The organism is Pseudomonas sp. Q1-7, from assembly GCF_028010285.1.
Classification (GTDB): Bacteria; Pseudomonadota; Gammaproteobacteria; order Pseudomonadales; family Pseudomonadaceae; genus Metapseudomonas.
In genome coordinates this window covers 2769441-2781579 of record NZ_CP116304.1, presented here as the reverse complement: position 1 = coordinate 2781579, position 12139 = coordinate 2769441, and the positions used below count along the sequence as shown (strand labels likewise).

General features: G+C 64.3%; 9 protein-coding genes. 4 read left to right on the top strand and 5 right to left on the bottom strand.

All coding sequences use genetic code 11. The features are described from left to right. Positions 1–79 precede the first annotated feature (79 nt). From PJW05_RS12750 to PJW05_RS12740, 3 genes are read right to left on the bottom strand one after another with little or no spacing between them, the layout of a single operon-like run. Entirely contained in the window at positions 80–3721 is a 3642-nt protein-coding gene (locus PJW05_RS12750; protein ID WP_271412059.1) for a translocation/assembly module TamB domain-containing protein, read from the bottom strand. Then, positions 3721–5457 carry an autotransporter assembly complex protein TamA gene (locus tag PJW05_RS12745; protein WP_271412058.1) on the bottom strand — a complete coding sequence of 579 codons (1737 nt, stop codon included), beginning with the start codon at positions 5455–5457 and terminating at the stop codon, positions 3721–3723. The genes PJW05_RS12750 and PJW05_RS12745 overlap by 1 nt, the downstream gene beginning before the upstream one ends. Before the next feature lie 48 nt (positions 5458–5505). Next, the gene (locus tag PJW05_RS12740; protein ID WP_271412057.1) at positions 5506–6159 is read right to left on the bottom strand and encodes a GNAT family N-acetyltransferase; all 654 of its coding nucleotides are present in this window, start codon (positions 6157–6159) and stop codon (positions 5506–5508) included. Positions 6160–6291: 132 nt separating this feature from the next. On the opposite strand from PJW05_RS12740, the gene xthA reads away from it, so the two are divergent. After that, positions 6292–7104, top strand: a complete 813-nt coding sequence (gene xthA, locus PJW05_RS12735) for an exodeoxyribonuclease III (protein ID WP_271412056.1) — start codon at positions 6292–6294, stop codon at positions 7102–7104. A gap of 81 nt (positions 7105–7185) precedes the next feature. Here xthA and PJW05_RS12730 read toward each other — a convergent pair whose 3' ends face one another. After that, the gene (locus PJW05_RS12730) at positions 7186–8055 is read right to left on the bottom strand and encodes an alpha/beta hydrolase (protein WP_271412055.1); all 870 of its coding nucleotides are present in this window, start codon (positions 8053–8055) and stop codon (positions 7186–7188) included. Between the two features lie 436 nt (positions 8056–8491). After that, on the bottom strand, positions 8492–8821 hold the full coding sequence (locus PJW05_RS12725; RefSeq protein ID WP_271412054.1) for a YegP family protein: 330 nt from the start codon (positions 8819–8821) through the stop codon (positions 8492–8494). 275 nt (positions 8822–9096) lie between these two features. On the opposite strand from PJW05_RS12725, the gene PJW05_RS12720 reads away from it, so the two are divergent. The 3 genes from PJW05_RS12720 to PJW05_RS12710 all read left to right on the top strand — a co-directional run bounded on the left by PJW05_RS12720 (position 9097) and on the right by PJW05_RS12710 (position 12046). After that, positions 9097–10464 (top strand): phosphate ABC transporter substrate-binding/OmpA family protein, encoded by a 1368-nt coding sequence (locus PJW05_RS12720; protein WP_271412053.1) that lies wholly within the window; start codon positions 9097–9099, stop codon positions 10462–10464. A 402-nt stretch (positions 10465–10866) separates the two neighbouring features. Continuing rightward, entirely contained in the window at positions 10867–11877 is a 1011-nt protein-coding gene (locus PJW05_RS12715; protein WP_271412052.1) for a TerC family protein, read from the top strand. Further along, positions 11870–12046, top strand: a complete 177-nt coding sequence (locus PJW05_RS12710) for a hypothetical protein (protein WP_271412051.1) — start codon at positions 11870–11872, stop codon at positions 12044–12046. The genes PJW05_RS12715 and PJW05_RS12710 overlap by 8 nt, the downstream gene beginning before the upstream one ends. The last annotated feature ends 93 nt before the right edge of the window (positions 12047–12139 follow it).

The following is a 12139-nucleotide window of genomic DNA, read 5'->3' as shown; positions in this document are numbered from 1 at the left end:
AAGGCCCGAGCCAGACAGCGGCGCGGATGCTAGCACGACACTCGGAGCACTTCGCTAGCTGAATCGGTAGATTCCTACTCTAGAAATCGCGCTTGTAGAAGAGATCCAGGGAGCTGGCCAGACCACTGGCTGCCTCCAGGTACAGGCGTTTGGTCAGTTCATAGCGCAGCGCTACGACGCTGGTGGCGTCCACCACGCCGAGGCCGTAACGAATGCTCAGCCGCTCGGTGATCTGACCCACGGCGCCATCGTCGTCCAGTTGCAGGTCCTTGAGCCCGAGGCGCTGGGCCAGCTCGCTGGCCACCGGCGCGCTGCCGGACAGCCCCATCGCCAGCGCCGCACGCCCCACGGCGTTACCATCGCCTTCGCTGTTCAGCGGCCGGCCGAGGATCAGGTACGACAGTGCCTGCTCCTGACTCATGGCCGGATTGGAGAAGACTTCGGTGGTGGGCTCGTCGGCGCGACCATTCAGGCGCAGGCCTGCGGTGACATCGCCCACCTTGCGTACGGCTTCCACGTCCAGGTAAGGCTGGTCCAGCGGGCCGGCGAACAGCAGGCGCGCGCGACGCAGGTCGAGGCGCTGGCCGTAGGCCCGGTAGCGGCCTTTCTTCAGCACCAGTTCACCTCGCCCGGTGAGGTTGTCGCCCACCTTGAGATGGCCCTGGAGGTCCGCGGTCAGGCCGAAGCCACTGAACTGCAGGCGCTCCTGGCCAACCTCGACCTCGACGTCCATGGCCATCTGCAGCGGCGCCTTTTCCGCTTCCTGCTCTCCCACCAGGCGGGCATCGGGGGAGACCTTGACGGCCTGGGGCGGCAGTTCCCGAACCTTGATCTTGCCGCGCGGCACCGACACCTTGCCGGTAACCTCCAGGCGGTCGCCGACGAGGCCGATGCGCAGGTCCGGTTCCACCTCCAGGTTGGCGTAAGGCTCCACCACCACGGGCAGGCGCGAACCGCGCAGCGCCAGGTCGAGGTCCAGGCCGGGAGCCCAGGCCAGGGTACCGGACAGGCTGCCCTGACCCTGCTCGCCGCTGCGCCATTGCCCGCTCAGTTCCACACGTTCGCCGGCGATGCGCGCGTCCAGGCCCAGGGCGTCGAAACTCAGGGGCAGGTCGCCGCCGCCGAGGCGGCCATCGCTCAGGCGCAGGTTGCCCAGCACATAGGGTGCCTGCAGGGTGCCACTCAGCGTACCGGCGCCCTGCAGACGGCCTTCCAGTCGCTCCACCTTGGGCACGAAGGGACGCAGCACGGCGAGATCCAGGCCATCCAGGCGGAACTGCCCGGACAGCGGCTTGCTCGCCGGGCGCGGGTCGATGCGGGCGTCCAGCTGCAGCTGGCCGAGGCCCTCGCCCTGGAAACCCAGCTGACTGTCGATGCGCTGCGGACGCAGGGTGCTGTCGAGCAACAGGCGCTGATAGGGGAAGTCGACCCAGCGGTCCTCTTCCTTCAAGCGCAGCACGCCGCTGCCGGCATCCAGGGTAATGCGGCCGTTGGGACCGCTGGCCAGAAGGTCGAGCTTGAGGTCGCCATTGAGCTGGCCGTGCCAGGCGAAGTCCTCCGGCAGCCAGCGGGCCAGGCTGGCCAAGGGGAAGTCACGCAGGCGGTAGTCCAGCTTGGGTTCCGGCATCAGGCGTTGCTCGCCGCCACAGAGGCTGGCCGCGCCGGCACGCCAGCAATGGGCGCCGAAATTCAGCTTGCCGTCGGCCAGCCGCTCCAGTCGTGCCGGCGCCTCCAGGCGCCAGTCCTGGCCGCCGGCCTGGACTTCGCCGCGCGCCAGCCGGCCGCGCCAGTTGCCGCCGTCCCGCTTGCCGTCCAGCGCCAGCAGCAGGTCCAGCATGGGCCCCTTGAGGGTGAGCTGCAGTTGTTGGCGAGTGCGGTCGCCCGCCCCTTCCGCCGCCAGCGTGCCGAACGCGTTGTCGCCGGAAGCCAGGCCGTCCACCTGCAACTGCACACGTCCGCGCTGGGCAGCATCCAACTGGGCATCCAGCTTGAGACGGTCGAGACGGTTATCGCCCTGCCCCATGCGCTCGCCGGTCAGCGCCAGCTTGCCTTGGGGAGCCTGCAAGGTGCCGGCGAGGTCGAGACGCCCCTGGAGCTTGCCGAAGAGCTTCGGCCAGAGCTGGCCGAGGCGGTTCAAGGCGAGGTCGAGCCGGCCGCTGAGCCGCTGGTCCAGGCGCGCCTGGCCTTCGATGCGGTTGTCCCCGAGGCGTACCTGCAGGTGGTTCAGGTCCCAGTGTTCGCCCGCGCCCGCGGCCTTGGCCTGGAGCATCGCCGGCTGGCCACGCAGTTGGCCCTTGAGATCGAGGTCGGCGTTCAGCTCCAGGCGCTGGTCACGCCAGGCTCCGCGGCTCTGCAGCCGACCGGCGAGCCTGCCCGGCAGTTCGGCCAGCCAGAACGAAGGGTCCAGTTCGCTGAGGGCCAGTTGGCTGTCCCAGCCGACGCCATGGGCGAAATCGATCTTCACCTGCCCCTGTGCCCTGCCCTGGCCGGCCTTCAGCTGAAGATCGGCGAGGGTGACGCTGGCCAGGTCGCCGGCCACCGGGCTGCCCAGACTGAAATCGCCGGCCGGCCCCTTGAGGCGGGCATCGAAACGGCCCTCGTAGCGTTCCTCCGCATAGCGCATCTCGGCATCCAGCTGGTGCAACTCCACCGGTGACGGTTGCTCCTGAGGGAACAACCGCTGCCAGGGGAAGTCGCGCCATTGCAGGCGACTGTCGAGGGCCAATGCCTGCTGCCAGTCGACGCGACCCTGCAGGGTGAGGGTCTGCTGGGGCGCGCCGGTCAGTTGCAGCTGCTGGATAGCCGCGCCCTCGGCGTCCACGCGGGCGGCGAGCTCCAGCGCCACCGCGCCGCCTTCGCCGGGCAGACTGGCCTGGCCTTGCACGGCATACCCCGCCTTGAGGTCGCCCGTGGCGGTGAGTGTCACCTGGTTGAGGGTGAGGGTATCCGGCAGTCCGGGGCTGGCCTTGAAGCCATCGAGCCGCAAGGTGGCGCTGGCCGGCAGATTTTCCGCCAGCGGTCGCAATTCGCCTTCCAGGCGCCCGGCCAGGTAGCCGCTGCTGTCGGCCTGCAGCGTGAGTACATCCTGCAGATCGCCATCGGCCTGGAGCGCCAGCGTCCAAGGCGCCGATCCCGGCGCGGGCAGTTGCAGCCTGCCCTGCAGGCTCAGCGGCCAGCCGCCGTCGGGGCGCAGCCTGCCCTGCAGCGCCAGAACCAGGTCGTCGCGGCGCAGGTTCAGGCGCTCCAGTTGAAGGCCGTCGGCCTGCCAGTGGGCCGCCAGGTCCAGTTGCTGCAGTTGCTCGTCGCCATCCAGAACGAATCGGCCGATGCGTACCTGACCGATCTGCAGGGCCAGCGGCAGACGCAGCTCTGGCAGGCTGATGGGGCCAGCCGCCTCGCCGGCTTCGCTGGGCGGCAAGTCGAGGGCAACACCCTCGGCAGCCAGTTCTTCGATACACAGGGTCGCGCGCAGCAGGCAGGCGGGCGACCAGTCCAGCAACGGCGCCTCCAGCTTCAGCGCCGTGCCATCCTGCTGCCAGGCCAGTCGGGTGGCGCTCCAGCGCCCGCCGAGCGTACCGCTGTAAGCCTCCACTTCCAGACCCGGCACCTGGTTCAACGCCCAGCGGCCGCCGGTTTCCGTGAACAGCAGGAACACCACGATCGCCCCGCAACCCGCGACGACCGCACCCAGCCCGGCAAGGCCCCACTTGAGCGCGCGCATCACAGTTCCGGCCCCATGGAGAAGTGAATGCGGAAGCCGCCCGGATCATCCAGGGCACGAGCCAGGTCGAGGCGGATCGGCCCGACCGGGGAAACCCAGCGCACACCGAGGCCGGCGCCGGTCTTCATGGCGGCATTGAGGGAATCCATGGCGTTGCCACGGTCGACGAAGGCGGCCAGGCGCCACTTCTCGGTGATCGGGAACTGGTATTCGGCGCTGCCCACCAGCAGGTAGCGGCCACCGACCTTCTTGCCGTTGCTGTCTTCCGGCGACAGCGTCTGGTAGTCGTAGCCCCTCACGCTCTGGTCGCCACCGGCGAAGAATCGCAGGGACGGCGGGATCGCCTCGAAGTCGGTGGTGGCGATGCCCCCGGCCTGCACCCGACCCAGCAGCCGGTGGCCGCCCGGCAGGGTGTAGAGCCCCTTGGCCAGGGCGCTGGCATAGGTGAAATCGGCGTCGGAGAGGATGCCCTCCTTGGCGCCGCGCACGTCGAACTGCAGCGAATAACCGCGATTGGGGTCGAGCTTGCTGTCGCTGCGGGTCACGCCATAGCTGATGCCGGGCATGAGGAAGCTGCTGCGTCCGTCATCGCTGCCGTCGCCGAAATCGAAGGTTTCCTGCTCCCAGCGCAGGGAGATCACGCGCAGCCAATCATTGGGCAGCTTCGACTGCCACTGGCCACCAAGGGTGAAGAGGCGGCTGTCCACGTCCACCAGGTTTTCCCGCTGCAGGCCGGTGGAGAAACGCAGAGTGTCGGTGAGCGGAGGGTCCAGGGGGATCTCGTACCAGGCGCCGACGTTCTGCCGCACCGAGGACACTTCAGTCTCGGCGCCGAGACGATGCCCCTGCGGGTTGATCCAGTGCCGGGTCCAGTTGGCGCGGGCGCGGGGCCCCACGTCGGTGGAAAAGCCGACACCCAGGCCCACGGTGCGAGGCTTGACCGCCGCCAGACTGACCTTGACCGGAATCACCCGGCCACCGCCTTTCACCGGACTGGCGTCCACCCGAACCTCATCGAAATAGCCGCTGGCCTGGAGATTCTGATTGAGCTTGGCGACCTGGTCGGAGTCGTAGGGGGTATTGGCCGGAAACGGCACCAGGCGCGCCAGCAGGTCCGGATCGAACGGGGTGTCGCCTTCGAAGCTCACCGCACCCAGGCTGTAGCGCGGACCGCTTTCGTAGACCAGCTCGATATCGGCGACGCCGGCGCGCGGGTCGATGTCCAGGCGCTGGCGGGTGAAATGTCCGTCGAAGAAGCCATAGCGCAGCGCCTGGTTCTGGATCAGCTTCTTGGCATCCTCGTAGACCCCGTGGTTGAGCTGGGCACCCTGCTTCAACGCCTGGCTTTCCGGCACGCGAAAGGCCCCGAGGGCGCCGGCTTCGCCATCGATCCGCACCACAACGCTGCGCAGGCGCACCGGCTCGCCGGGCACCACCAGCAGGTGTAGGGAAGGGTTCTTGCCAGTGCCGACGCGGCTGTCGATCTCGGTCTGGTAATAGCCGAGCGCCCGCGCGGCCTGGCGCGCCTGCTCCTCGGCGGAGCGGCGGAAACGTCGCAGGGCCTCTTCGTCACGATCACCGAGCGCGCCGATGTAGGCCTCGATATTGGCCTTCAACGCCGCGTTCGCAGGGTCGACCTTCACGTCCAGCTTAGCGTCGGCCAATGCCTGGCCACTCGTACACAGCAGGCCCGTCAGCAGAAGCAGCGGCCCGCGCAATCCTTGGCAGAATTTCATGCGCGGCATCCTATCACGGCGACTTGTCGACGCCGTCGGAAAAGCCTGTCAGCCGCTGGCTTGCATGAGTGGACGCGGGTTCGGATGGAAGAACACATGCTCCACCACCGGCCCCAGGGCCACTTCCCCCACTTCCTCGTAGCCCTGCAGTTTATAGAAGTCCAGGTAGCGGGCGTTGCCGGTGTCGAGCACCACGCCCTGTGAACCGTCGTCTTCGGCGCACCAGTTGTGCAGGGCTTCCAGCAGTTTTTCGCCGAGATGGCGGCCCTGGAACTCCGGGTGGATGCCCAGCAACGGCAGCACGTGGTAGGGGCCCGGCGGCAGGCAGGCGAGCACCGCGTCGTGGTAATCCAGGTAACGGCGCGTGCAGCGGAAACCGGTGGTGAGCAACATGCGCAAACGCCAGCCCCAGCTTTCGGTGATGTCCAGGCGGCGCTGCGGCGGCGCGATCAGCGCCACCCCCACCAGCCGCTCCTCTATCAGCAGCCCAATGGCCGGCAGGTCTTCAAGAAAGTGCTGTTGGACCAGCTCGCGCACCGTGGCGCGCACCCGCTGGTCATAGCCCGGACGCTCGGCCTCGAACAGGTAGGCAAAGGTGGGCTCGTGACGGTACGCGTGATACAGCAGCGACCGGGCTTCACGGCTGTAACCGCCATCCAGCATGCGCACCTGAACCGGCGCGGTGGGAACGTAACCGGGCATTCACGGCACCTCATTTGTTATGGGTTTGTCGGGCCAAGAGGGAAATTAGCACCAGTTCCACGGCGCGGCCATGCGACTGGCCGGGGTCGACGCCTTGGGCTAGCATCGCGTTTTTGCCAGGATGCCTTCGCGATGAAGATCGTTTCTTTCAATATCAATGGCCTGCGGGCGCGTCCCCACCAGCTCGAAGCGCTGATCGCCAAGCACCAGCCGGACGTCATCGGCCTGCAGGAAACCAAGGTCGCCGACGAACAGTTCCCGGAAGCCGAAATCCGCCAGCTCGGCTACCACGTCCACTACCACGGCCAGAAGGGCCACTACGGTGTCGCCCTGCTCTCCCGCCAGGAACCGCTGTCGCTGTTCAAGGGGTTTCCCAATGACGACGAAGAGGCCCAGCGCCGCTTCATCTACGGCACCTTCGCCGACGCCCAGGGCAACCCGGTCACCGTGATGAACGGTTACTTCCCCCAGGGCGAAAGCCGCGACCATCCGGTGAAGTTCCCCGCCAAGGCGCGCTTCTATGCCGACCTGCAGGTACTGCTCGAACAGCAGTTCCAGCCGAGCCAGCCGCTGGTGGTGATGGGCGACATCAACATCTCGCCGGAAGACTGCGACATCGGCATCGGCGAAGAGAACCGCAAGCGCTGGCTGAAGACCGGCAAGTGCAGCTTCCTGCCGGAAGAGCGCGAGTGGCTGGACCGCCTGAAGAGCTGGGGCCTGGTGGACAGCTTCCGTCACCTCAACCCCGAGGTGAGCGACCGCTTCAGCTGGTTCGACTACCGCAGCCGCGGCTTCGAGGACAACCCCAAGCGCGGCCTGCGCATCGACGTCATCCTCGCCAGTCAGCCGCTGCAGGCGCGCCTCAAGGACGCCGGCATCGATTACGACCTGCGGGGCATGGAAAAACCATCGGACCACGCGCCGATCTGGCTGGAACTGGCGTGATCTGCTGCTGAATGCGCACGAAAAGGCCCATCATTGATGGGCCTTTCTTCCTTCAACGCCTGACTCAGGCTTTGATTCTTATCACTTCGAACGCATCATATCCAAAACGATATCAAGAACACCTGACTTTGAAGTCATCAGATCGTAGTGGGTAGCATCCGGAACAACCCGATAACTTACAGAGCCACTGTTCCTCTTGCGAGAATACGCCTCTGCGTACTTAGGCGGCGCAATACTATCTTTTGATCCATTCACCAACTTAACGGGGGAGTTGTTGCCCATCAAAATCGGAGAAGTCAAAGCCATATTGGCACCCGCAATTCTACCCACTCCACCAAACCTAGCTATATTAGGACAAGCTTCTTCAGCCAAACCAAGATCCAATATAGCTCCCAACCCGACAGCCTGCTTTATCTTTACCTTCTCCAGATACTCTTCCGTGTGAGACTCAGTACCTCCCGAAGCAGCCCATACGGCCAGATGACCACCCGCAGAGTGCCCAATCAGTGAAATCCCTGAATTGGACAGCTTCTTATCTTCCAGAACAGAACTTACCTTCAGCAAGGCATTAGAGACATCATCATATGTTTTGGGGTATCCACCACCGATATCCGCCGCGGTATACTCCAGGTTAAAAACGACGTACCCCTTGCCGAGAAAATAATCTACAACATCGCCCGCCTGCGCAAAACCTTCATATTCTGAATCCCAGCACCCGCCATGGATGACAACCACGGCAGACTTTTTCTCATCAATTTCAGCCGGCACATAAAGATCAAGAAAATTATTACCCTTGTCTTCCCCATAATAATATCTGGCATGCGGAGAGTTTTTTGACTGCAAGCGCATATAGTCATCAAGCCTCGCGCCCTTCACATAAGTCTCATCACCGGCGTTCACCGATACAACTGAAGAAAGAAATGCCAGAAAAGTAAAAATCAACCTATTCATTTAAACCGCCTCCATATTCATTGACACCAGCAGCAACTCTGCCCTCCCAAGAAGATCAGTTGAAAGATAAAAGACCGGCCATTCGACCGGATCCAAGATGCCTCACCTTACCCCAGACACGATCAGCCATCCAACCATCTACGCCCAGATATAAAGAGCACATCAGAATAAAGGCATTTATTCGATACCAATGGCGCATTATCGATAGTTACAACAACCAGGAAGAGAAAATGACAGACTTGAATGGCACTTACTGAGTGCCTTGTACGAAAAGTTCGTCGAGCGAAGTTCAGGCAAGGCGTAATGACCGCCGGGAGTAACAGCCGAAGTCTGGCCCGCAGAAAGAGCGCCAGCGAATCAATCAGCCGAAGAAGCGGAGTTTACGCCCGCAAAAAAGGCCCATCGCTGATGGGCCTTTCTTCCTTCAACGCCTGACTCAGGCTTCCTTCACCTGCTGGGTCGCGCCGACCCGCATGATGGTTGCGATGGCCTGTTCCAGTGTGGGCTCGGAATCGTAGAGGTGGCTGCGGGCAATGATGTCCTTGTTGGCCGCCCGCAGCTTGAAGTAGTTCTTGCCGCCCGTATCAATGCGCCTCACGTAGCGCTCCTCCTTTACGCAGTTCTCGCGGAACAGGGCCATGGCCTCTTCCGCAGCGGCGCGGTCTTCATAGACGCCGGTATCCAGCAGGGTTTGCGCGTCGGCCGCCTTCAAACGCAGGCGCCAGGTGCCCGACGTGTTCTTACGCAGCTCGAACCAACCACTCATCACAACACTCCTTCACAAATTCAGGGAATGCGCACAAGCGCTGGCTGAAAAACCCGGCGAGGGGTGTTTTCAGCAGCGGGCTACCCTACTTCGCCGGGCGGGCCGGGGTTATAGGCCCCGCCTTATTGGGTTGTAGGGAATGCTCACTCCGCGCTCCACGAAAGGTCTCGAGCGGAGAGGCGATGCCCGAGGCAGAGCCTTTTCTGTCATATCTCCGTCACCCTGCTGACTTAATCTCGCGGCTCCTCCCCCCCCCTCGAACAAGGTGTCTGCCCATGCCGCGCGCCCTGACCGCCAGCGACAAGGACCTCTGGGGCCGTGCCCTCAGCATGTTGCTGCTCGGTTTCGTCTGCTATGCCTTTCCCTGGTCTGTATTCGCCGCCCAACCGGAGACCATCCTGCGCATCCAGGGCTCCAACACCCTGGGCGCCAAGCTGGGACCGGCACTGGTCAAAGGAATGCTGGAAGAACAAGGCCTGCGCGCCGTCCACCAGACGCCGGGGGATCGCGAGAACGAGGTGCACATCCTCGCCCACGACGCCCAGGGTAGAGAGGTACAGGTGGAGCTGGCGGCCCACGGTTCATCGACCGGTTTCACTGCCCTCAAGGACGGCAGCGCGGACCTGGCCGCCTCTTCGCGCCCGATCAAGGATGCGGAGGCCCAGGATCTTTCCGTCTTCGGCGATCTGCGCAGCCAGTACGCCGAGCAAGTCGTCGCCATCGATGGCCTGGCCATCATCCTGCATCCGGCCAATCCGCTGCGCATGCTGACCACCGTACAACTCGCCGCCGTGTTCGCCGGCGAGGTGAAAACCTGGGAAGAGCTTGGCGGCAAGGGTGGCGCGATCCACCTCTACGCCCGTGATGACCAGTCGGGTACCTACGACACCTTCAAGGAGCTGGTGCTCGCCCGTCAGGGCAAGAGCCTGGCCGCGGGCGCCCAGCGCTTCGAGTCGAACGACAAGCTGTCTGCCGCCGTCAGCGCCGATCCGCAGGGCATCGGCTTCGTCGGCCTGGCGTCCGTCAACCAGGCGCGCCCCCTGGCCATCGCGGATGGCGACTCCCAGGCCATGCCCCCGGATGCCGAACTGATCGCCACCGAGGACTACCCGCTGTCGCGCCGCCTCTTCTTCTATATCAAGCCAGGTGAGCAGAATCGCTGGGCCAAGGCCCTGGTCCAGTTCGCCCAGAGCCCGGGGGGCCAGGCACTGGTGGCCAGCAGCGGTTTCGTCGCCCAGCAGGTTCAGGCGATCAAGGTGCAGGCTCAGCAGGACATGCCGGAAAGCTATCGCGCCCTGGCTGGCAGCGCCCAGCGTCTGTCGGTGAACTTCCGCTTCCAGGAAGGCAACGCCAGCCTCGACAACAAGGCCCTGCGCGATGTGCAGCGGGTGCTGGATTACCTGAAGCAGAACGACAAGCTGCAGCAGAAGGTGGTGCTGGTGGGCTTTGGCGACCCCAAGGCGGACCCGCAACGCGCCGAGTTGCTGTCCAAGTTGCGCGCCATGGCCGTGCGCCGCGAGCTGGCCAAGGGTGGCGTGAGCCTGCGGGATGTGACCGGCCTGGGTGATGAGTTGCCGGTGGCGGCCAATACCGCCACCGAGGGACGGATTCGTAATCGCCGCGTGGAAGTGTGGGTGTATTGAGGCGAGCTAGATCCACCAAGCGCGGACGACACCCGCAGGGTTAGTTGAGCCTGTGCGATACCCATGCGGTTCCCTGGAGCCGATGGGTATCGCTTCGCTCAACCACATCCTACGGACCGCCCAAGCGGACCGCAGGTTCGCCAGATGGGGCAGATGCGCTGCCCTTTGCTCCCACAGGATCAAGAAGTCAGGCGACTGGCCGGATTCGGTACGGTCCGGTCGCGATAACGGCCAAACCCGGCGCCTCTCCTGCAGCCCGCAAGGCAAAGATTTGTTACAGCGCCCCCGTACCGCCATCTCCCGGTCAACGGCTAGGCTTCTCCTTGTGACGCCGGGCCCCTCTGACGGCTTGCCAGCCGCCATGTCGGAGTCACGTTTTTTCATCGACAGAAGGAGGGGCTCATGGCAGCTCTACAGGCATTTCTCACCGCCGACTTCCTCGGCACCGCCACGTGGTTGTGGCTCGTCTTCCTCGGCATCGTCCTCGCCCTGCTGGTCTTCGACCTCGGGGTGCTACACCGTGACCAGCACGAAATCGAGATGCGCGAAAGCCTGCTGCTCTATGGCGGCTACTTCAGCGTCGGCGTGTTGTTCGGTGTCTGGGTATGGTTCGAGCTGGGCGCCCAGAGCGCCCTGGAGTTCTACACGGGCTTCCTGGTGGAACAGTCGTTGTCCATGGACAACGTGTTCGTCATGGCGATGATCTTCGGCTTCTTCGCCATCCCCCGCCGCTACCAGCACCGCGTACTGTTCTGGGGCATCCTCGGCGTGGTGGTGCTGCGCGCCCTCATGATCGGGCTGGGCAGCGCCCTGGTGAAGGAATTCGACTGGATTCTCTACGTGTTCGGCGCCTTCCTGCTGTTCACCGGCGTGAAGATGCTGTTCGCCCGGCAGGAAGCGCACCCTGACCTCGCCAATAATCCGGTATTGAAGTTCATCCGCCGCCACATCCGGGTGACCGATGACCTGCACGGCTCGCACTTCTTCGTGCGCCTGAAGCAGGCTGGCGAGAGCAAGGCCGTGCTCTACGCCACCCCGCTGTTCCTCGCCCTGGTGCTGATCGAGCTGGCCGACCTGGTGTTCGCGGTGGACAGCGTCCCGGCGATCTTCGCCATCACCCAGGACCCCTTCATCGTCTACACCTCGAACATCTTCGCCATCCTCGGTCTGCGCGCCCTGTACTTCGCCCTGGCGGCACTGATGCACCGCTTCGTCTACCTGAAGTACGCCCTGGCGCTGGTCCTGGTTTTCATCGGCGGCAAGATTTTCCTGCACGGTTTCATTGGCAAGATTCCCCCGCTGCTGTCCCTTGGCGTAACCTTCGGCCTGCTTGCTGGCGGCGTGCTCCTGTCCCTGTTGAAGACCCGCGACCGCCCGGCCCAACGCTCGGGAGACCTGGAAAAGCATGGCTGATGTACGCATCGAGCCCTTCGAGAAAGGCGGCCGGACCCATTGGCGCGTGCGCCTGGGCCAACGCAGCCTGACCTTTCAGGAGGAGCTGGCCGCCCGGGCCTTCGCCGCGCAACTGCACCTGCGGATGAGCTGGTTGAAGGCCCGTGGCACGGAGCCAGACGAACTGTAGGAGCGAATTCATTCGCGAAGCAGGCCGCAGGCCTGTGTGGTCCGAGACCCGCGAATGACACCATGAAAAAGGCCCGCGCGATGCGGGCCTTCT